General features: G+C 63.0%; 20 protein-coding genes. 17 read left to right on the top strand and 3 right to left on the bottom strand.

Going from position 1 to position 21,370, the window contains the following annotated elements:
- The first annotated feature begins 210 nt into the window (after window positions 1-210).
- The 16 genes from DMY87_RS03475 (at window position 211) to DMY87_RS03400 (ending at window position 17,501) form a co-directional block, all read left to right on the top strand.
- A complete protein-coding gene (locus DMY87_RS03475; RefSeq protein ID WP_110789866.1) occupies window positions 211-543 on the top strand; it encodes a helix-turn-helix domain-containing protein in 333 nt (110 codons plus the stop codon).
- Between the two features lie 183 nt (window positions 544-726).
- On the top strand, window positions 727-1,728 hold the full coding sequence (locus DMY87_RS03470; RefSeq protein ID WP_110789865.1) for a Gfo/Idh/MocA family protein: 1,002 nt from the start codon (window positions 727-729) through the stop codon (window positions 1,726-1,728).
- On the top strand, window positions 1,725-3,296 hold the full coding sequence (locus DMY87_RS03465) for an acyl CoA:acetate/3-ketoacid CoA transferase (protein ID WP_110789864.1): 1,572 nt from the start codon (window positions 1,725-1,727) through the stop codon (window positions 3,294-3,296). The genes DMY87_RS03470 and DMY87_RS03465 overlap by 4 nt, the downstream gene beginning before the upstream one ends.
- A complete protein-coding gene (locus tag DMY87_RS03460; protein WP_110790363.1) occupies window positions 3,293-4,060 on the top strand; it encodes an enoyl-CoA hydratase/isomerase family protein in 768 nt (255 codons plus the stop codon). Before DMY87_RS03465 ends, DMY87_RS03460 begins: the two co-directional genes overlap by 4 nt.
- A 10-nt stretch (window positions 4,061-4,070) precedes the next feature.
- Window positions 4,071-5,585 (top strand): aldehyde dehydrogenase family protein, encoded by a 1,515-nt coding sequence (locus tag DMY87_RS03455; RefSeq protein ID WP_245408831.1) that lies wholly within the window; start codon window positions 4,071-4,073, stop codon window positions 5,583-5,585.
- Between the two features lie 44 nt (window positions 5,586-5,629).
- Window positions 5,630-6,883, top strand: a complete 1,254-nt coding sequence (locus DMY87_RS03450; RefSeq protein WP_110789862.1) for an ABC transporter substrate-binding protein — start codon at window positions 5,630-5,632, stop codon at window positions 6,881-6,883.
- Window positions 6,884-6,986: 103 nt separating this feature from the next.
- A complete protein-coding gene (locus DMY87_RS03445; RefSeq protein ID WP_110789861.1) occupies window positions 6,987-7,880 on the top strand; it encodes a carbohydrate ABC transporter permease in 894 nt (297 codons plus the stop codon).
- The gene (locus DMY87_RS03440) at window positions 7,880-8,758 is read left to right on the top strand and encodes a carbohydrate ABC transporter permease (protein ID WP_110789860.1); all 879 of its coding nucleotides are present in this window, start codon (window positions 7,880-7,882) and stop codon (window positions 8,756-8,758) included. The genes DMY87_RS03445 and DMY87_RS03440 overlap by 1 nt, the downstream gene beginning before the upstream one ends.
- A gap of 4 nt (window positions 8,759-8,762) precedes the next feature.
- Window positions 8,763-9,875 carry an ABC transporter ATP-binding protein gene (locus DMY87_RS03435; RefSeq protein WP_110789859.1) on the top strand — a complete coding sequence of 371 codons (1,113 nt, stop codon included), beginning with the start codon at window positions 8,763-8,765 and terminating at the stop codon, window positions 9,873-9,875.
- Window positions 9,872-11,371, top strand: coding sequence for an FAD-dependent oxidoreductase (locus tag DMY87_RS03430; protein ID WP_110789858.1), 1,500 nt, complete (start codon window positions 9,872-9,874; stop codon window positions 11,369-11,371). The genes DMY87_RS03435 and DMY87_RS03430 overlap by 4 nt, the downstream gene beginning before the upstream one ends.
- Window positions 11,368-12,126 carry a 3-ketoacyl-ACP reductase gene (locus tag DMY87_RS03425; RefSeq protein WP_110789857.1) on the top strand — a complete coding sequence of 253 codons (759 nt, stop codon included), beginning with the start codon at window positions 11,368-11,370 and terminating at the stop codon, window positions 12,124-12,126. Before DMY87_RS03430 ends, DMY87_RS03425 begins: the two co-directional genes overlap by 4 nt.
- A 9-nt stretch (window positions 12,127-12,135) precedes the next feature.
- The gene (locus DMY87_RS03420) at window positions 12,136-13,728 is read left to right on the top strand and encodes a GMC family oxidoreductase (RefSeq protein ID WP_110789856.1); all 1,593 of its coding nucleotides are present in this window, start codon (window positions 12,136-12,138) and stop codon (window positions 13,726-13,728) included.
- A complete protein-coding gene (locus DMY87_RS03415; RefSeq protein WP_110789855.1) occupies window positions 13,725-14,054 on the top strand; it encodes a Dabb family protein in 330 nt (109 codons plus the stop codon). Before DMY87_RS03420 ends, DMY87_RS03415 begins: the two co-directional genes overlap by 4 nt.
- Window positions 14,051-15,214 (top strand): dihydrodipicolinate synthase family protein, encoded by a 1,164-nt coding sequence (locus DMY87_RS03410; protein ID WP_110789854.1) that lies wholly within the window; start codon window positions 14,051-14,053, stop codon window positions 15,212-15,214. The genes DMY87_RS03415 and DMY87_RS03410 overlap by 4 nt, the downstream gene beginning before the upstream one ends.
- 5 nt (window positions 15,215-15,219) lie before the next feature.
- The gene (locus DMY87_RS03405) at window positions 15,220-16,236 is read left to right on the top strand and encodes a LacI family DNA-binding transcriptional regulator (protein ID WP_110789853.1); all 1,017 of its coding nucleotides are present in this window, start codon (window positions 15,220-15,222) and stop codon (window positions 16,234-16,236) included.
- Entirely contained in the window at window positions 16,233-17,501 is a 1,269-nt protein-coding gene (locus tag DMY87_RS03400; protein ID WP_110789852.1) for a glycerate kinase type-2 family protein, read from the top strand. The genes DMY87_RS03405 and DMY87_RS03400 overlap by 4 nt, the downstream gene beginning before the upstream one ends.
- A 64-nt stretch (window positions 17,502-17,565) precedes the next feature.
- On the opposite strand, the gene DMY87_RS03395 is transcribed toward DMY87_RS03400, so the two are convergent.
- The 3 genes from DMY87_RS03395 to DMY87_RS03385 all read right to left on the bottom strand — a co-directional run bounded on the left by DMY87_RS03395 (window position 17,566) and on the right by DMY87_RS03385 (window position 20,039).
- A complete protein-coding gene (locus DMY87_RS03395; RefSeq protein WP_110789851.1) occupies window positions 17,566-18,084 on the bottom strand; it encodes a GNAT family N-acetyltransferase in 519 nt (172 codons plus the stop codon).
- 204 nt (window positions 18,085-18,288) lie between these two features.
- Window positions 18,289-19,350, bottom strand: coding sequence for an ATP-binding protein (locus tag DMY87_RS03390; RefSeq protein WP_205908136.1), 1,062 nt, complete (start codon window positions 19,348-19,350; stop codon window positions 18,289-18,291).
- On the bottom strand, window positions 19,350-20,039 hold the full coding sequence (locus DMY87_RS03385; protein ID WP_110790362.1) for a response regulator: 690 nt from the start codon (window positions 20,037-20,039) through the stop codon (window positions 19,350-19,352). The genes DMY87_RS03390 and DMY87_RS03385 overlap by 1 nt, the downstream gene beginning before the upstream one ends.
- A gap of 166 nt (window positions 20,040-20,205) precedes the next feature.
- Between DMY87_RS03385 and DMY87_RS03380 the strand changes: the two genes are divergently transcribed.
- Window positions 20,206-21,369, top strand: coding sequence for an efflux RND transporter periplasmic adaptor subunit (locus DMY87_RS03380; RefSeq protein WP_110789849.1), 1,164 nt, complete (start codon window positions 20,206-20,208; stop codon window positions 21,367-21,369).
- The last annotated feature ends 1 nt before the right edge of the window (window position 21,370 follow it).

Below are 21,370 nucleotides of genomic sequence, written 5' to 3'. Positions count from 1 at the left end.
ATCTTTAAGGCCGTTACGCCTGTATGAAAAAAGCTGATCCAGTCATCGCCTTTCGTGATGGCGGGCCGGGGCACTCTTGGTCAGACAACCCGCGGGATTTCACCGAGCGTTTCGCCGGGGCCGAGGCCTTGATCGGCTGACAGGGGCTTCTAGGTAGAGTGGCGGGATCGATTGCCATCCGTGCATCGACCGGGCCGAAAGGACTTGCCTTTGTTCACCGGAAAACAGATTGCAGCCGCCCGCGCGCTTCTGGGGATGGGGCAGGGCGAACTGGCCGCGCAGGCAGGGGTGCCCGTTTCGACGGTCGAGACGCTCGAATCCGTCTCTGGCGAACTCGAGGACGGTCGAAGCGAGGTCGACGCTCTCCGGGCCGTGCTCGAAGAGCGCGGAATAACCTTCATCGATGAGCGGGTGACGAGCGCCGCGGGCGGTGTGGGCGTCCGCCTCTCCGCTGCCGCATCCACCTCTCCCGACACCGATGCACGCGAAACCATCCAGTATCCGGAAATGGCCAAGGACGGGCCCTTCGGGGCGGGCGGCTGACGGTGGTCGCCCCGCGCGCCTCGGTGACGTCTGCGGTCCGGCATCGCTAGCCCCATCCTTCCCCTTGCGTGAAAGAACCTCACTGCGTTCATCCATTCTCCAAAAAATCTGTTGACTCCGAATTTGGATCGTTCCATATAAATTGGAACGATCCAATTTTAGAAATGTCTGGAGGAGGCACGGATGCGTTGGGCCCTGATCGGAGCCAGTACGATTGCTCGTCAGTACATGATCGGTGCGATCCGCGCGGAGCGGGGCAACATCGTTCGCGTCCTGAGTTCATCGGCTGAGCGCGCCCGCGACTTCGCGGCTGAACACAAGATCCCGAAATCCGGCGCCGACCTGCAGGAGCTTCTGGCGGACAGCGACGTCGATGCCGTCTACATTTCGACCACCAATGAAAAGCATCTGCCTCAAGCGCTCGCCGCCGTGAAGGCCGGAAAGCATGTACTGTGCGAAAAGCCGCTGGCGCTGACGCTGGATGATGCGACCGCCATGGTGCGCGCCGCGAAAGAGGCGGGGCTCGTCTTCGCCACCAATCACCATTTGCGTTGCTCTGGAAGCCATCGCGCTGTTCGCGCGCTGATCACCTCCGGCCGGATCGGCCGCGTGCTGTCGCTGCGCCTGCACCATGCCGTCTTCCTGCCGCCGCATCTGCAGGGTTGGCGGATCAATTCGCCCGATGCCGGCGGTGGCGTCATTCCCGATATCACCGTTCACGATGCCGATGTCGCCCGCTTCCTGCTCGGCGAAGACCCGGTCTCCGTTGTCGCGCAGATGGCAAGTTCGGGCCTCGGCGATGGTGTCGAGGATTCGGCCATGTCCGTCTGGACGATGCCATCGGGTGCGATGGTGATGAGCCACGAGAGTTTTACCCATCCCTTTGCCGGTTCGGGGCTTGAGGCGCATGGCACCGAAGGATCGATTTTTGCGAAGGACGTCATGACGCAGAACCCCATCGGCTCCATTGAGCTGGTGACGGCAGCGGGACGCGAGGCAATCGGTTTCGACAATCATGACCTCTATCGGGAGAGCGTGCTCCGTTTCCATGCGGCAGTTGCCGGCGATGGGGAACCGGCTGCAACCGGTGTCGATGGGGTGAAGTCGCTGGCCGTCGCGCTGGCCGTTCGAGATGCCGCAAGGAAAGGCGTTCGGGTCGACGTCAATTATGGAGATCTCCATTGAGCAAGCTCGTCACCCCCGCCGAGGCCGTCTCGCGTATTCCGGATGGCGCCGTCGTGACCGTGTCGTCGTCCTCGGCGCTCGGCTGCCCGGATTTCGTCCTGGCCGCACTCGGCAAGCGCTTCGACGCCGAGGGGCATCCGCGCAATCTTACCATGCTGCATCCGATCGCTGCCGGTGACATGTATGGCGTCAAGGGCATCGACCATATCGCCAAAGACGGATTGATCCGCCGCGTGCTCGCCGGCTCCTATCCGTCCGGCCCGTCCAGCCTGCCGATGCCCGAGATCTGGAAAATGGTCGTCGAGGACAGGGTCGAGGCCTACAATGTGCCCTCTGGCATCATGTTCGACATGCACCGCGAAGCGGCTGCCCGACGTCCCGGCGTGCTGACGCGCATCGGTCTCGACACCTTCGTCGATCCGCTTCGCGAGGGCTGTGCGATGAACGAAAGCGCGTCCGCGCATCCGATCGTCAGCCGCGTCGAATTTGCGGGCGAAACTTGGCTGCACTTTCCCAACATCTATCCGGATGTCTGCATTCTCAGGGCCACGACAGCCGATGAGCGCGGCAACCTCACCTATGAACATGAGGGCGCCTATCTCGGCGGGCTCGAACAGGCGATTGCGGCGCGCAACAATGGCGGCCTCGTCATCGCCCAGGTCAGCCGCATGACGGCATCAGGCAGCCTTCGTCCGCATGATGTGCGCGTTCCCGGCCATCTCGTCGACCTCGTCGTCCTTGATCCCGAGCAGAAGCAGACCTGCGAGACGCCTTATGATCCGGCGATCTCCGGCCAGATCATGCGGCCCTGGTCGAGCTTCAAGCTCGCCGAGCATGGGGTCGAAAAGGTCATCGCCCGTCGCGCCGCCCTTGAGCTGGAGGCCGGCATGACCGCCAATCTCGGCTTCGGCATCAGCGCGCAGGTGCCACGGATTTTGCTCGAAGAAGGGCACCCCGAGGCGGTCACCTGGGCGATTGAGCAGGGCGCCGTTGGTGGCATGCCGCTTACCGATTTCGCCTTCGGCTGTGCCTCGAATGCGGACGCTTTCGTGCCGTCGCCGCAGCAGTTCATCTATTTCCAGGGCGGCGGCTTCGACGTCTCCTTCCTGTCCTTCCTCGAGGTGGACGTCGAGGGCAATGTCAACGTGTCGAAGCTCGGCAAGAAGCCCTATCTGACCGCTGGCTGCGGCGGCTTCGTCGATATCACGGCGCACGCGAGGAAGATCGTCTTCTCTGGCTGGTTCGAGGCGGGCGCCGCCGTAGACTTGACGGAGGACGGCATCCACGTCCGCAGCCCCGGCAAGTTTACGAAGATGGTGGACAAGGTTGAGCACGTCACCTTCTCCGGCAGAAGAGCCCGCGAACAGGGGCAGGACGTGCTCTACATCACCGAACGCTGCGTGATGCGGCTGACGGAGAGCGGTCTCGTCGCGACCGAGATCATGCCGGGCATAGAGCCAGAACGGGATATCGTTGCGGCATCGCAGGGTCGGGTGAGGGTGGCGGAGAATGCGCGGGTCATTTCGACCTCGCTTCTGTCGAAGGATCCGATGGGGTGGGCGCCATGAGAACTGTCCATCTTGAGATTATAGAAGGCATCGCCGAGATCCATTTGGACAATCCAGCGAAGCTCAACGCCTTCACGGTTGAAATGCTGGGACAGTTGTCCGGCCATCTCGACCGGTTGGAGCGCCTGGCGGACGTTCGCTGCGTCATCGTCACGGCAGAGGGCGAACGCGCTTTCTGCGCCGGTGCCGACATCAACGCTTGGGGCGATCTGACGCCTGCAGAATTCGCCCGCCACTGGGTGCGCGATGGCCACCGCATCTTCGATCGCCTGGCGCGACTGTCGAAGCCAGTGATCGCCGCCATGGCAGGCCATGCCTTCGGCGGCGGCCTGGAACTCGCTGCCGCCTGCGATATCCGGGTCATGGCACCGTCAGCCACGATCGCCCTTCCGGAAGCCCATGTCGGCATTGTGCCGGGATGGTCGGGCACGCAACGTCTGGCGCGGCTGCTGCCGGAGCCGATCGTGAAAGAGATGGCGCTGTTCGGGCGCCGGATTTCCGCCGAGCGCGCCCATGCTTTCGGCTTCGTGGCCGAGGTTTCGGCAACACCGGAGGAGACTGCCCGGAGCATCGCCCAGGCCGTTCTCGGCCTGTCTCCGCGTGCCGTCGAAGTTTCCAAATTCATGATCCATGCGGGTCGAGGCGAGGATCGCGATGCGATGATCGAGGCGCTTGGAAGCTCTGCAATTGCTGCCAGCGCCGATCGCGACGAAGGTGTCGCCGCCTTCAGGGCGAAACGCAAACCCGCATTTTCGGGAGAATGACATGAACGACATGACCATGACCGCTGCCATCGCCCATCCGCTGCCAAAGGCCCCCTTCGAAGGCCGCCACCTGATCGATGGGACGTGGCAGGGCAGTGCCGATGGTGCGACCTTCGACCGGATATCCCCTTCGCACGGCATCGTCGTCAGCCGCTCCGCACGCGGTGGCGTGGCGGAGACGGAAGCTGCGATTACCGCCGCCCGGCGGGCCTTCGACCTGGGCACATGGAGCCGTGCGACCGGCAAGGAGCGCTCCACGCTGCTTCTGAAGGTCGCCGATCTGATCGAGGCCAATGTCGAGCGCATGGCGCTGCTCGAAACGCTCGAAAGCGGCAAGCCGATTTCCCAGGCGCGCGGCGAAGTCGCCGGCGCCGCCGATCTCTGGCGTTATGCGGCAGCCCTTGCCCGCACGCTGCATGGCGACAGTCACAATTCGCTGGGCGAAGACATGCTCGCCGTCGTGCTGAAGGAGCCGATCGGTGTCGTCTCGGTCATCACGCCCTGGAACTTCCCTTTCTGGATCCTCAGCCAGAAGCTGCCCTTTGCGCTCGCAGCCGGCTGCACCTGCGTCATAAAGCCCTCGGAAATGACGCCGTCCACGACTGTCATGCTGGGTGAACTGCTAATCGAGGCGGGGTTGCCATCAGGTGTGGTCAATATCGTGCTCGGTTTCGGACAGCCGGTCGGCGCGCTGATGGCGGAGCATCCGCATGTCGACATGGTGAGCTTCACCGGCTCCACTGCCGTCGGCAAGGCGATCAGCGCGGCAGCGTCCAAGACGCTGAAGAAGGTCGCGCTCGAACTGGGCGGCAAGAACCCGCAGGTCGTCTTCCCGGATGCAGACCTCGATGCGGCGGCCGACGCCATCACCTTCGGCGTCTATTTCAACGCGGGCGAATGCTGCAATTCCGGCAGCCGCATCATCGTGCATGAAGACATCGCGGAAGCCCTGGTCGAAAAGGTCGTGGCGCTCTCCCGCAAGGTCGCCTTCGGCGATCCGCTCAATCCCGAGACCCAGGTCGGTGCGATCATCTCTGAGGCGCATCAGCAGAAGATCGCGGCCTATGTGCGCGATGCGATGGCGTCAGGCGCAAAGCTCGCCCTCGGCGGTGAAGCCGTGCGCCACCCTGGACTGCCTGGCGAGTTCTTTGGACCGACAGTGGTCACCCATGTCACCGCCGACATGCCGATTGCCCGCGAAGAGGTCTTTGGCCCGGTGCTCTCGGTCCTGACCTTCAGGACGCTCGAAGAGGCGATCTCGCTCGTCAATGACGCGTCCTATGGCTTGTCCGCCGGCGTCTGGAGCGAAAACATGCACACCTGCCTGGCCTTCGCGCGCCGCGCGGAAGCTGGCACCGTCTGGACCAACACCTGGATGGATGGCTTCCCCGAAGTCGCCTTTGGCGGCTTCAAGCAGAGCGGCCAGGGCCGCGAGAATGGCCGCTATGGCCTCGATGAATTCCTGGAGATCAAATCCGTCGTGATGCGCATCGGCAAGACCAGGCCGAACTGGGTACGCGACTGACTTCCGGAACGAATGAAAGCAACGCATTAAACAGGAGGAATAACATGCGTAGCCTTTTCAAGACCATGCTGATCACAGGTACCATGCTGGCGGGCACCGCCGGCATCTCGCATGCCACCGACGTCGAGGTGCTCCACTGGTGGACCTCGGGCGGTGAAGCGGCTGCCCTCAACGTTCTGAAGGAGGATCTGAGCACCAAGGGCATCGGCTGGGTCGACATGCCGGTTGCCGGTGGCGGCGGTGAAGCGGCGATGACCGCGCTGCGTGCCCGCGTCACCGCAGGCGACCCGCCGACCGCCGTTCAGATGCTCGGCTTCGACATTCTCGACTGGGCGGAGCAGGGTGCTCTCGGCAATCTCGACGAAGTCGCAACTGCCGAAGGCTGGGACAAGGTCGTTCCGGAAGCACTGCAGAAATTCTCGAAATATGACGGCCACTGGATCGCGGCACCCGTCAACGTTCACTCGACCAACTGGGTCTGGATCAACAAGGCAGCCCTTGATGCAGCCGGTGGCAAGGCGCCCGAAAGCTGGGACGAACTGGTTGCCGTTCTCGACAAGATGAAGGCCAACGGCATCACGCCGCTCGCCCATGGTGGCCAGCCCTGGCAGGACGCGACCGTCTTCGATGGCGTCGTTCTCTCCAAGGGCAACGACTTCTACAAGAAGGCCTTCATCGACCTCGACGAGGCGACGCTCACCGGTCCCGACATGGCGGACGCTTTCGACCGTCTGATCAAGCTGCGCAGCTATGCCGACGACAATTTCTCCGGTCGCGACTGGAACCTGGCCTCGGCCATGGTCATCGAGGGCAAGGCCGGGATGCAGATGATGGGCGACTGGGCCAAGGGCGAATTCCTCAAGGCCGGCAAGAAGCCGGGCGAAGATTTCGTCTGCATCCGCTTCCCCGGAACGCAGGGCTCGGTGACGTTCAACTCCGACCAGTTCGCCATGTTCAACGTTTCGGGCGACGACAAGATCAAGGCGCAGATGGCCATGGCCTCGTCGATCGAAAGCCCGAAGTTCCAGTCGGCCTTCAACGTCGTAAAGGGATCGGTCCCGGCCCGCACCGACGTGCCGAACACCGATTTTGATGATTGCGGCAAGAAGGGCATGCAGGACCTGGCCGAGGCGAGCTCTGCAGGTTCCCTCTTCGGCTCCATGGCCCATGGCCATGCAGCACCGGCTGCCGTCAAGAACGCTGTCTATGACGTCGTGACCAAGGCCTTCAATGGTGGCTTCAAGGATGGTGCAGAGGCCGCCAAGGCGCTCGGCGAAGCCGTCGCTGCAGCCAAGTAACCTCCCCCACCGCAGGCGACGCTCCTCGTCGTCTACGGTTTCCGGCGCCATCTGCATCAAGGAAGATGGCGCCGGTCTTTCCATTCCGTAAAGGAGAACCCTCATGACAAGCTCGACCGGGGCTGACTTGCGCACGCGCATTCAGGATTGGCTGCCGAAGGTGGTGCTGGCACCGTCTTTCGCCGTCATTCTGCTGTTCGTTTACGGGTTCATCCTGTTCACCATCTTCCTGTCCTTTACCGGTTCGAAGATGCTGCCGCTCTACACCTTTGTCGGCTTCACCAATTACAGCCGACTCTGGGCCCAGGAGAACTGGCACATCGCGATCAGCAACATCGCGATCTTTGCAAGCCTCTACATCGTCATCTGCACGGCACTCGGGCTGATGCTGGCGATCTTCCTCGACCAAAAGATAAGGGGCGAGGGGCTGCTGCGCCCGATCTATCTCTATCCGATGGCTCTGTCCTTCATCGTCACGGGCACAGCTTGGAAGTGGTTCCTCGATCCGGGCATCGGTCTGGAGCGCATCATGCGCCTCTGGGGCTGGGAGAGTTTCTCCTTCACCTGGATCAAGGACAATGACATGGCGGTCTACACCATCGTCATCGCGGCGGTCTGGCAGACCAGTGGCTTTGTCATGGCCATGTTCCTTGCCGGCCTTCGGGGCATCGACAACGAAATCCTGAAGGCCGCCCAGATCGACGGCGCCTCGAGCTTCCAGCTCTACCGCCGGATCGTCATCCCCATGCTGCGCCCGGCCTTCCTTTCCGCTTTCGTCATCCTCAGCCACCTCGCGATCAAGTCCTATGACCTTGTCATCGCGCTCACCGGCGGTGGCCCGGGCCGCGCCACCGAAATGCCGGCGACCTTCATGTATTCCTACACCTTTACCCGCAACCAGATGGGCGTCGGCTCCGCCTCCGCTGTGATCATGCTGATGACCATCGCGGCCATCATGGTTCCCTATCTCTATGCCGAACTGAAGGAGAAGAACTGATGTCCGCCGTCAGCCAGGACACCGCCGTCAGCACCGGTCGCGTCACCCGCGCCTTCATCTATCTGGTGCTTCTCCTTTTCGCGCTCTTCTATCTGCTGCCGCTCTATGTGATGGGCATCAATTCCCTGAAGCCGCTCGCCGAAATTACCGGCGGCAACATGATGGCGTTGCCGCAAACCTGGACCCTGGACGCCTGGCGCTCCGCCTGGTCGACCGCCCAGATCGGCGTGTCGCCGACAGGTCTCAAGCCCTACTTCCTCAACTCGATCCTGATGGTTGTGCCGGCCGTCGCCATCTCGACCATTGTCGGCGCGCTCAACGGCTATGTGCTCACCAAATGGCGTTTCCGCGGCGACACCATCGTCTTCGGTCTGATGCTGTTTTCCTGCTTCATCCCGTTCCAGATCGTGCTCATCCCGATGGCGCTGGTGCTCGGCAAGCTCGGGCTTGCTGGCACGGTTCCCGGACTGGTCCTGGTGCATGTGGTCTACGGCATCGGCTTCACCACGCTCTATTATCGCAACTACTATGCGACCTTCCCGACAGAACTGGTCAAGGCGGCCCAGATCGACGGCGCCGGCTTCTTCCGCATCTTCTGGCGCATCCTGCTGCCGGTCTCCGGCCCGATCACCGTCGTCTCCGTCATCTGGCAGTTCACCAATATCTGGAACGACTTCCTGTTCGGCGTCTCCTTCGGCGGCACGAGCCAGCCGATGACGGCGGCCCTCAACAACCTCGTTCAGTCCTCCACGGGCGTGAAGGAATACAACGTCCACTTCGCGGGCGCGATCATCGCCGCCCTTCCCACCCTTCTCGTTTACGTCGTCGCCGGGCGCTATTTCGTGCGCGGACTGATGGCCGGTTCAGTCAAAGGATAAGATCATGGGCTTTCTCGACATCCGGAACGTCACCAAGTCCTACGGACAGCTCGAAGTCCTGCATCGCGTGGACATCTCCGTTGAGGAAGGCGAGTTCCTCGTGCTCGTCGGCCCCTCCGGCTGCGGCAAGTCGACCCTGCTTGGCATGATCGCGGGCCTGGAGGGCATCTCCTCGGGCGAGATCGCGATCAAGGACCGCGTCATCAACGGGGTACATCCCTCGAAGCGCAACATCGCGATGGTCTTCCAGTCCTATGCGCTCTATCCCAATATGACCGTCGGTCAGAACATCACCTTCGGCCTCGAGATGCATGGCATTCCGAAGCCGGAGCGTGACAAGGCATTGCTCGATGTCGCCAAGCTCCTGCAGATCGACCACCTGACCGACCGCAAGCCGGGCCAGCTGTCTGGCGGTCAGCGCCAGCGCGTCGCCATGGGCCGTGCGCTGGTGCGCGATCCCGATGTCTTCCTGTTCGACGAGCCGTTGTCGAACCTCGACGCCAAGCTCCGCGTCGACATGCGCACCGAGATCAAGAAACTGCATGCCAAGCTCAAGCGCACCATCGTCTACGTCACGCACGACCAGATCGAGGCGATGACGCTTTCGACCCGGATCGCCGTCATGAACAAGGGCTACATCCAGCAGCTAGGCACGCCGAAGGAGATCTACGACACCCCGGCCAATGTCTTCGTCGCCACCTTCATGGGCAGCCCGGCGATGAATGTCGTGCCCGCGCGGATCGTCGTTCGCGATGGTACGCCCCATGCCGAAGTCGTCCTGGGCGATGGGTCGAAGAGCCTGCTCGCCTTCAGCCAGCCGAGCCTTGCCGCCTGGGATGGTCGGGACATCCTGCTCGGCATCCGGCCGGAGGCGATTACCGATCCCGAAGGCGCCGACCGCAAGTCGCAGAACATCGTCAGCCTGAAGAACCGGGTCATCGTCACAGAACCCGCAGGCTCCGACACCTTCGTCACCATGGGCCTCGGGAATAAGGACGTGATCGCGCGCATGCGCGCCGATGTCGATATCACAGGCGGTGATGACTTTGAATTCGCGGTCAACATGGAAAAGGCCGTGGCCTTCGACCCCAAGACGGAAGAGCGCATTCGGCCATGAGCGACGCAGACGTCATCATCATCGGTTCGGGCATGGGCGGCGCGACGCTTGCGGCCCAGCTTGCGCCGACCGGCCGACGCATCCTGATCGTCGAGAAGGGCGAAAGGCTCAAGCCTTCCTCTGCCGATCGGGACGCGGATGCCATTTTCGGCAAGGCGCATTTCAGGCCGAAGGAAGAATGGCTGGACGGCGACGGCCGGCCATTCAACCCCGGCAACTACTACAATGTCGGCGGCAATTCGAAATTCTACGGCGCTGTGCTGCTGCGCTATCGCCGCGAGGACTTTTCGCCCCTGCGCCACATGGGCGGAACGACGCCCGGCTGGCCGATCGCTTACGACAGCCTGGAACCGTGGTACCAGCAGGCCGAGCGGATGTTCGAGGTCCGGGGAATACTCGGCGAAGACCCGACCGAGCCGCCCCATTCCGGAAGTTACGACCACACGCCCGTGCCGGACGAGCCGGTGATATCAGATCTTCGCCGCCGGCTGAAATCTGTCGGGCTGCACCCGGCATCCCTGCCGCTCGGTGTCGACATCGACAAATGGCTCAAGCATGGGCGCACGACCTGGGACGCCTATCCAGACACCTGCGGCGGCAAGAAGGATGCGGAGACCGTGAGCCTCGCCGCAGCGCTTCGCCATCCCAACGTGTCGCTTGTGACGGGGTGTGAGGTGACACGCCTGGTGGCGGGTGAGGGTGGTCAGATCACCGGTGTCGAGGTCTTGGAACGGGGCGAGACAAAGGTGCTGACCGCACCGCTGGTCATTCTCTCGGCCGGCGCCGTCCGAAGCGCTGCCATCCTGCTGTCATCGGCCGACGAACGGCATCCCCAGGGTCTCGCAAATCGCTCCGACCAGGTCGGTCGCAACTTCATGAACCACAATTGCTCTGCGGTTCTCGCCCTCCATCCCTTCCGGCGCAATCTGTCGGTCTACCAGAAGACCCTGCTCGTCAACGACTTCTACCTGACGGGCGGGCCGAATGGCGAACCGCTCGGCAACATCCAGCTGCTCGGCAAGATCACCGGGCCGATTCTGTCAGCAAGCTCGCCGCTGCCGCGACCGCTCGCCCACTGGATCGCGGATCGCTCGATCGATCTCTATGCCATGTCGGAGGATCTGCCCAACCCGGAAAGCCGCGTGACGGTCAGAGACGGCAGGATCGTACTCGACTGGAAGCGGTCGAACTGGGAAGGGCATCTCGCTTTGGTCGACAAGCTCAAGCGCCTTCTGCGCAAGGCCGGTTACCCGGTCGTGCTGTCGCATCCCTTCGACCGCCGCACACCCTCGCATCAATGCGGTACGGCGCGCATGGGGTCCGATCCGACAAAGAGCGTGGTCGACAGCTTCGGCCGCAGCCATGATCATCGCAATCTCTTCATCGTCGACGCGTCGATCCTGCCGACCTCGGCCGCCGTCAATCCGGCACTGACCATCGCAGCACTCGCTCTGCGGTCGGGCCAGCACATCATCGAAACGGAGTTCAAGCCGTGAGCAAGGTCGCACTCATCACCGGAGGCCAGCAGGGCATCGGCCTCGGCATCGCCCGCGAACTCGTAAGCGCCGGCTTCAAGGTTGCCTTGGCGTCGAGGTCGGGCGAAGATGCGCCGCAGGTACAGGCAGCGCTTACTGAACTGGGCGCTGCCGCCATCTATGTTCGCCACGATCTGCAGGACATCGACAACGTCGCGTCGGTTCTGGATACGGTCGAGGCCAGTCTCGGCCCTGTCACAACCTTGGTCTCCAATGCCGGCGTGCCCGCCAAGGTGCGCGGCGACATGCTCGCGCTGACGCCAGACAGCTTCGACTTCGTGCTCGGCGTCAATCTGCGCGGCGCCTTCTTCCTCGCCCAGGAGGTCGCGCGGCGCATGTTGGCAGCCCCGTCAGACACCTATCGCTCGATCGTCTTCGTGACCTCTGTCAGTGCCAGCATGGCGTCGATCGAACGGGCGGAATACTGCATTTCCAAGGCCGGTGCCGGCATGATGGCGGAGCTCTTTGCGCTGCGCCTCGCCCCCCATGGCATCGGCGTTTTCGAGCTCAGACCTGGCATCATCGAGACCGAGATGACGGCGGGTGTGAAGGACAAATACACGGCGCGGATCGAGGGTGGGCTCGTTCCGGCAGAGCGCTGGGGCCAGCCGGCCGATATCGGCAGCGTGGTTGTGCCGCTTGCGGAAGGACGGTTTGCCTTCGCAAATGGGGCCGTCATTCCGGTCGACGGCGGTCTGTCGCTCGCGCGCCTCTAGGAGATTTTCATGCGGCAAGCTTTTGATTTCATCATTGTGGGTGGCGGTTCGGCAGGCTCGGTGCTGGCGGCCCGGCTGTCGGAAAATCCCGATTTTAACGTGCTCCTGCTCGAAGCGGGCGGTCGCGACTGGCATCCCTTCTACCATCTGCCAGCAGGCTTCGCGAAGATGACCAAGGGCATCGGCAGCTGGGGCTGGAATACGGTGCCCCAGCGGCACATGAACAACATGGTGATCCGCTACACCCAGGCGAAGGTCATCGGCGGCGGTTCCAGCATCAACGCGCAGATCTACACGCGCGGCAACGCGCTCGACTATGACGACTGGCGCCAGATGGGCTGTGAAGGCTGGTCCTACGAGGACGTCCTGCCTTATTTCCGCAAGGCGGAGGACAATGACAGCTTCGACAACCGCTATCACGGCAAGGGCGGTCCGCTCGGTGTGAGCAAACCGTCCGCTCCCCTGCCGATCTGCGAGGCCTATTTCAAGGCAGCCGCCGAACTCGGCATTCCCTTCAATGGCGACATGACCGGCGAGACGCAGGATGGCGTCGGATATTACCAACTGACCCAGCGCAATGTCCGCCGCTCCTCCGCGTCGATTGCCTATCTCAATCCCGCGCGCAACCGTCCCAATCTCACCATCCGCACGGATGCACAGGTGCTCAAACTCGTGGTCGAAAACGGGCGCGCCGTCGGCGTCGAGCTTGTCGGCGAAGGCGTGATCAGGGCCGAACGGGAAGTGCTGCTCTCGTCGGGCGCAATTGGCAGTCCGCGTCTTCTGATGCTGTCGGGCATCGGCCCTGCCGACCACCTCGCCTCGGTCGGTCTGCCCGTCGTTTTCGACCAGCCGGGCGTCGGCTCCAATCTGCAGGATCATCTCGATCTCTTCGTCATCGCCGAATGCACCGGACCGCATACCTATGACCGTTATGCCAAGCCGCATCTCTCGGTGCTCGCCGGCCTGCAATACCTGCTGACGAAGAGCGGTCCCGTCGCCTCCAGCCTCTTCGAAACCGGCGGCTTTTGGTACGCCGATCCCGAGGCCCGCTCGCCGGATATCCAGTTCCATCTCGGCCTCGGGTCCGGCATCGAGGCCGGTGTCGCCGCCATGCCGAATGGTGGCGTGACGCTGAATTCCGCCTATCTCCGCCCCCGGTCGCGCGGTACCGTCCGACTCGGCTCGGCCGATCCGCTTGCAGCCCCCTTGATCGATCCCAACTACTGGGAGGATCCCTATGATCGCGAGATGTCGATCCGGGGTTTGAAGATCGCAAGAGACATCATGCGCCAGGATGCGCTGAAGCCTTTTGTTCTGGCCGAGCGTCTTCCTGGCCCGGACGTGCAAAGCGACCAGGACTATTTCGCCTACGCCTGCCGTCACTCGAAGACCGACCACCATCCGGCCGGCACCTGCCGGATGGGGTCAGATCCGTCAGCGGTCGTTGATCCGCGCCTGCGCTTCAACGGCATCGAAGGGCTGCGCGTCATCGACGCCTCGATCATGCCGACGGTCGTTTCGTCCAACACCAACGCACCGACCATCATGATCGCCGAAAAGGCAGCCGACATGGTCAAGGCCGATCACGGAGCAGCGGCATGATCCGTCACATCGTGCTCGTTCGTTTCCAGCCGGCGGTTTCATCCGCTGTCATCGACGACCTCTTCGCCGAGCTGCATCAGATCGAAGGCAAGCTGCCGGGCCTGCTCTCGATCACGTCAGGGCGCAGCGAAAGCCCGGAGCGCATCGAACGCGGCTATCTGCACGGCTTCGTTGCCGATTTCAGCAACTGGGAAGCACTCGAAGCCTATCAGCAGCACCCTGATCACAAACGCTTCGGCGCCCGTCTGGTTGCCCATGCCGAGGGTGGTCTCGACGGCATCCTCGTCTTCGACCTGCCCGCCCAAACTGAGGGATCTCCAACATGATTGCATTACCCACCGCCGATGGCCGCATCGAAGACTACCGCCTCACCGGAACGCCGCTCACACCGCGCGCGCCCACCCGTCCGCTGACCCGCACGGCTTTTGCCGCCGCCCATGTCGTCTCCGACCCGCTCAGCGAACGCAATCCCTGGGACACGCGACCAGCGGTCGACTGGGAGGGCACACTTGCCTTCCGCACCTCGCTCTGGGATCAGGGCCTCGGTCTTGCCGAAGCCATGGACACGGCCCAGCGCGGCATGGGCGTCGACTGGCCGACGGCGCTGGAACTGATCCAGCGCACGATGGTGGCGGCGAAGGCGCATCCGATGAAGCCGCGCGTCGCCTGCGGGGCTGGCACCGACCACGTGGCGCTTGCCGACCTCACGACCGCCGACAAGATCGCCGGTGCCTATCAGACCCAGGCCGAGGCCATCGAGGCGGCTGGCGGACAGCTGATCCTCATGGCCTCGCGTGCCTTCCCCGCCATCGGCGCAGGTCCTGACGTCTATCGTTCCGTCTATCGTCGCCTGATCGATGGCGCCCGCGAACCCGTCATCCTGCATTGGTTGGGCGACATGTTCGATCCGGCGCTGAAGGGCTATTGGGGCAGCGATGATGTCGCTGAAGCCAGCGACTTCGTGCTCGACCTGATCGGCGAGAACCCCGGCAAGGTCGACGGCATCAAGATCTCGCTGCTCGACCAGGCGCATGAAGAGGCGTTTCGCGCCCGCCTGCCGGAGGGTGTTCGTCTCTACACGGGCGACGACTTCAACTATGCCGACCTGATCGCCGGCGATGGCAAGCATTACTCCCATGCACTGCTCGGCATCTTCGCCGCCATCGCGCCGGCTGCTTCGCAGGCGCTGGATGCGCTCGCGGCCGGTGATCTTGAAACCTATCACCGCCTGCTGAAACCGACCGTGCCGCTCAGCCGCGAGATCTTCCGCGCGCCGACGCGTTTCTACAAGGCAGGCATTGCCTTCCTCGCCTGGCTGAATGGTCACCAGCGGCACTTCATCATGCCGGCGGGCTTCCAGTCGAGCCGCGACATCGTCCACTATGCAGAGGTCTTCCGGCTGGCCGACCAGGCAAATCTGCTTGCCGATCCTGAGCTTGCCGTGAGAAGGATGCGGGTCTTGCTGGAATTGCACGGGGTATATTGAGAGGCATGGAGCGTCGGCCGACGATCATCGATGTGGCGCGTGTGGCGGGGATCTCCAAATCCACCGTCAGCCTCGTCCTGCAGAACAGCCCGCTGGTCAAGGATGAGACGCGTCGCCTCGTGCGCGAAGCGATGGACAAGGTCGGTTATGTCTACAACCGCGCCGCCGCCAACCTGCGTTCGTCCAATGTCGGCCTCATCGGCCTCGTGATCAACGACCTGCGCAACCCGTTTTTCACCGAATTTGCGACCTCCCTGCAGATGGCTCTGTCCGCGCGGGGTTATGCCACGGTGGTAGCCAATACCGACGAGGATCCGGCGGTCCAGGCCCAGGTCGTCGGCGCCATGATCGAGCACGGCGTCTCTGCCCTAGTTCTGTCTCCCGCCTATGGCGATGAGGGCGGCACCTTTGACGCCATTGCGCGTGGCGGCATTCCCACCATGCAGGTGCTGCGAAAGGTCGATCCGCGCGTCGAGCAGTTTCCCTTTGCCGCCCCGGACTACCGTCTCGGCAGCCTTCTCGCGGCGCGGCACCTCATGATGTCCAATCCAGCCCGGATCGCTTTCGTCGGCGGACTGGCGGACCGCGCCGTCACGCGTGAGCGCATGGCGGGTTATTTCGAAGCCCTGGCCGAAGTCGGGATGGAGCCGTTCGTTCTCTCCGGCCGGGCGAGCCGCGCCTTCGGCCGCGAGGCCGCAGGACAACTTGTGCGGACGCATCCGGAGATCGATGCGGCGATCTGTTTCAACGATCTGGTGGCACTCGGCATGCTCTCGGGCTTTGCCGAGCGTGATCGCAAGGTCGGGCGAGATTTCCAGATCGTCGGCTTCGACGACATCGAGGAATGCGGCCAGGTGTTTCCCGCCTTGTCGACGGTCCATTGCGGGGTCGCCGAATTTGGCCGCAGCATCGCGGCAACCGTGCTCGCCTGGCTGGAAGAGGGCCAGCGTCCGCAGCCGGAAACCCTGACAGGGGTGGAACTGGTCGTGCGGAACACGAGCGGTGAAAGACGAAACGCATGATCGACCACCCGGAACAGTTTTTGCGAACACTCTTCGACCGCGCCGTCGAAGTGGCAGACCCCATGCGATCGCTGAAGGATTTCCTGCCCGAAAAGCCGAAGGGGCGCGTGTTCGTCATCGGCGCCGGCAAGGCAAGCGCCCGCATGGCCGAAGCTGTCGAAGCCGCCTGGGGTCCCTGCGAGGGCCTGGTCATCACCCGCTACGGCTATGGCCGTCCATGTCGCGGGATCGAGATCGTCGAGGCGGCCCACCCGGTACCGGATCAGGCTGGCCTGGATGCGACCGCGCGCATGCTGTCCCTGGTCGAGGGGGCGGGTGAGGGGGATTTCGTTCTTGCGCTGATTTCCGGCGGCGCGTCTGCGTTGCTGGTCCAGCCGGTTCCCGGTGTGTCGCTTGCGGAAAAGCAGGCGGTCAATCAGGCGCTCCTGGCCTCCGGCGCGCCCATCGACCGGATGAACACGGTCCGCAAGCATCTGAGCCAGGTCAAGGGCGGGCAACTGGCCGCCGCCACCTGGCCGGCGGATCTGCTCGCGCTGATGATTTCGGATGTGCCCGGCGACGATCCGGCCTTTATCGGCTCCGGCCCGACGGTTGGCGATCCCTCGACACCGCACGAGGCTCTTGCCGTGATCGATCGGTGGCAGGTTGATGTCCCCGCCTCGGTCCGGCAGGCACTGGCGGAGGCATCCGGCGTCGTGGGCCCCGACGATCCTCGGCTCGCGCGGACCCGCAATGTCATCTATGCCGCGCCACGGCAGTCGCTGGAGGCAGCGTCAATCCTCGCCCGCCAGCATGGTTGCGACGTGCGCCTGCTCGGCGACGCGCTCGAAGGTGAGGCGCGAGAGGTTGCCGAGATGCAGGCGAAAGAGGCGCTGGCATTGCAGGCAGCCATGAAGTCAGGCGATCCGCCGATCCTGCTGTTGTCCGGCGGCGAACTGACCGTTACCCGGCGCGGTGATGGCATCGGCGGTCCCAATGCCGAATTCTGCCTGGCGCTGGCACTGGCCCTCGACGGTGCGTCCGGCATCCATGCCTTGGCCTGCGACACGGATGGCGTCGACGGCGCGGCCGAAGTGGCGGGTGCCGTTATCGGACCGCAGACGCTGACGGCCGCGGACAAACAGGGGGCGGATCCCAAGCTCGCTCTCAAGCGAAACGATGCCCATTCCTTCTTCGCAACGCTCGACGCGCAGGTGGTCACAGGTCCGACGCTGACCAATGTCAACGACTTCCGTGCCATCCTGGTTCAGGCGCCGGTGGTCTGATTGAACACACTTGCCCATGGCAGGCTGCCTCTTCCCCCGGCAGCCTTTTCAATGCCGGTGGCCGTCACATGACCTTTTCGAACTGAAATCCCGCACTGTCTGGCAGATTATCCGGTTCGGGATGGTTCGGATCGGGGTAGTGTGCATGGAAGAAGGCGGTAATCTTGAAGCCGCACTTGTTGACGTAGAAGTGGATGTTTCGTCTTTCGAAATAGGGCGTATGCGTCGTCCAGACGATGGTCTGCGGATAACGTGCTTCGATGGCAAGCCAGGCCTTGTGGCCCAGGCCAAGTCCGTGCTCGCCCACTTTCAGGAAAAACAGGTCCAGCGAATTGTGATGGGTTTTCTCGTCAATGGTCACCACTGCGCCGCCGACCTTCCGGCCGTCGCAGACGATGCGCAGCACCTCGGCACCCGGGCTGTTGAATGATGTGTCCAGATCCTCGTCGGAGGGAATGGGCCCGTCCGGCAGAGCCTCGAACTCCTCAATGACGGCGATGGCAAACGCGTCCTGAAGTTCTCGCTTGAAGTCCGTAAGATCGCTTGGATCGGCGGTGGTCAGGCTCACACTGTAACTGGACATCTGTTTCTCACGTCATTCTTCAAGGTAAGGTCGAACATGATCGAGGGCCGGCAGACACTCCGCCGTCCTCGATCGTACTCGAGGCCGATAGCGCGAGACGATTGAGACTGAGTGGAAGCTTCGTGGAGATCGTGTGGAAGCGGCCCGGGGCACTCTCAGGACGCAGCGGGCTGCAGGGAAGGCCCATGTCTATGCCGTTCGGGATCAGGCAGCCGGCTTTCCGAGCGAGATCTCGAACAGCGCGCCGCCCTTTGCCGAGGGTGCGTAGCGGACCTTGCCGCCATGCGCCTCGACGATTGCCCGCACCACGGACAGGCCGAGACCGTTTCCGCCCTTTTCCAGCGAGCCGGATTGACTGCCTCTTCTGAATGGTTCGAAAGCCGAAGACGCAAGGTCGCTGTCGAGTCCCGGTCCTTCGTCCGCCACCTGCAATATCGTCATGTCCCGCTCGACTTTCAGGCTCACCTCTATGACCCCGCGACGTGCGTAGCGACGGGCATTGGTGATGAGTGCCAGCAGGACCTGCCGGATCCGCATCGCATCAACAGGGACATGGATATCGGCAAGCCGAAGCCGCAGCTCGAAGCCTTCTGCTTGAAGCTCGGGTTCAATAACCCTCGCCAACCGCTCGATCTCGTCCTTCAAGCGGACCGGTTCGATACGAAGATCAAGGTGTCCGCTGTCCGCCAGCGTCACTGTGCGCAGGTCTTCCACCAGGCGCGCGAGCGAATCCACCTGCAGGACCAGCGCATTCAGGGATCGCTCATCGGGTTCGAAGAGACCGTCGATCATCCCCTGCAGGCGGCCCTTGAGGATGGTCAGCGGGGTGCGCAGCTCATGGGCGATCGTGGCGTTCCACAGCGTCATATCGGCCGCCATGTCCTGCAGCCGCTGGGCCATCGCATTGAAGTCTTCGACGAGAAGGGCGGTCTCCCCCAGCGAGTGGTCGCCGGGATTGGCGCGGGCCGACAAGTCGCCATCCTTGATGCGCCTCGCGCTGATCGCCAGCGATTCCAGGGGTGCAAGAATGCGGCGCGCGAGCCGGATGGATGTGAATGCCGCAACCACGAGGGCAACCAGGATCAGCCCGGACAAAACCATGAAGTCGAATGCGGTCAACCAGCTGTCGGTCTCGTCAGACCACGGCGAGAAGTAGAACAGGATCGTGAAAGCGAGGTAGGTTCCGAAAAAGACGAGCACTCCGGCCGCCACTGTCATGAACGACATGGCGAGCAGAATTTGCCGGCTGAGCCCCCTCTTCAGCATCAACGATCCACCGCTAGGCGATAGCCGACGCCTCTGATGCTTGCCAGCAGTCCCTCGCCACCCGCCTGGTCGAGTTTCTTGCGCAGCTTGCTGAGATGACTGTCGATGGTTCGATCCAGCGCGTCCGAACCGGGCAGACACGCATCGACGAGTTCACTTCGTGAGAAGACCTTGGTGGGCGTCCGCGCCAGATGCGCCAGAAGCCGGAACTCGGTCAGGGTCAGGGAGAGGGGGATCGTCTTCCCGTCCTTTTCGATCTTTGCCTGATAGCTGTCGAGATCAATCGACAGAGCTCCGGTCCGGATCATCGGTCCTTCTTGGCTCAGGCCCGCGCGACGCAGGACGGCCTTTGCCCGTGCCACGACCTCGATGGGATTGAACGGCTTGACGATATAGTCGTCGGCACCGATCCGCAGACCTTGCAAACGATCGACATCTTCATCGAGGGCGGTGATCATGATGACCGGGGTGCGGCCCCTTCGCTGGATCTCGGCCAGAAGCTCCCAGCCATCCAGCCTCGGCATCGTGATGTCGGCGAGAACGATATCCGGCTTGAGTGACCGGTGGAGTTCCAGCGCGACATGTCCGTCTCGGGCATGCACCGTTCGGAATCCCTCACGGGTGAAATAGGCTTCGAGAATTCCGGCGATTTCCAGATCGTCTTCTGCAATCAACACAAGTTCTGCCATGACCATCGAGCTCCTTGCGGATTCAATGCCATCGAAACGGGGCAGGGTCGAGTGGGCAAGCGCCGCCTCCACACCATCGCAACAAAACCTCCACAAAGCGCCAATGCAGCTCTTCTAGAGGACGGCTGTCTAGGCATCTTCTCGAAGAAATGGGTGGTGGAAACCGATGCGGCGGAGATTTCGTTTTTGGAGTGTCGGCATCCTGTGCTTGCCACTGGCGCTCCTGAGCGCCTGTAGTGACAGGTCGGATGCCGGGGCGAATGCGCAGGCCGATACGGAGCCGGCGCGCGTCAGCGTCATCACCGTCCATCCGGAGGCCGTGACCGTCTACGACGAACTGCCAGGCCGCGTGTCCGCCTTGCGGACGGCTGAAATCCGCTCGCAGGTGAACGGCATCATCCAGCAGAAGCTCTTTGTCGAGGGCGCGTTCGTCCAGGCGGGCACACCGCTCTTCCAGATCGATACGGCCCCCTTTTCGGCCGATGCCGATGCCGCGGCCGCTGTCTTGGCCCGGACGGAAGCCGAAGCGCTGAACGCCAACCTGAAGTTTGAGCGGGCCCGAGTGCTGTCTGCGCAAAAGGTCACCAGCGACGAAGCGTTCAACAATGCGACAGCCGCTTTGGCGCAGGCCAAGGCAAGCGTTGCCGAAGCGAAGGCCAATTTGGCGCGGCGAAAGCTTGAATTGTCCTATGCAACCATTCGCAGCCCGATCAGCGGCATCATCGGCCAGTCTTTCATGAGCGAGGGCGGGCTCGCGTCCTCGTCCGCGACCTCGCCTCTCGCCGTGGTCCAGCAGATCGATGAGGTCTATCTGGACGTTCGCCAGTCTGCCATGACCCTGGAACGGTTGCGCGAGACAGCGTCAGGCGTGGGGATCAGCGATCCGGACGTGCTGCCGGTGATCATCAGGACAATTACCGGAAAACCGCACGGCCATCCCGGCAAAGTCGTGTTCTCCGATATCTCCGTCGACGCGGCCACGGGTAGCCTCGGCATCAGGATCCTCGTTCCCAATCCGGAAGGACAGCTGCTTCCGGGCATGTTCATTCGTGCGCAGGTTCCGCGCGAAGTGTACAGCGCAGCGCTTCTCGTGCCGCAGGAGGCGGTCACACGTGACCTTGCCGGACAGCCCCAGCTCATCCTTGTCGGTGCAGACAAGAGCGGGGTGAAGCGCACGGTCGTCTTGGGCTCGCTGGTCAATGGCAGATACATCGTCGAGAGCGGCCTTTCAGCAGGCGAGACCGTCGTGGTGCTGGGTCAGGACCGGGTCCAGGAGGGGCAACCCCTGGAGCCGTCGCCATCGCAAAGCACGCCCGAAGAGCACAGCTGAG

It is taken from the genome of Peteryoungia wuzhouensis (assembly GCF_003205195.1).
GTDB classification, from domain to species: Bacteria; Pseudomonadota; Alphaproteobacteria; order Rhizobiales; family Rhizobiaceae; genus Allorhizobium; species Allorhizobium wuzhouense.
The sequence above is the reverse complement of the archived record's forward strand: the minus strand, read 5'-3'. Positions and strand labels throughout refer to the sequence as shown.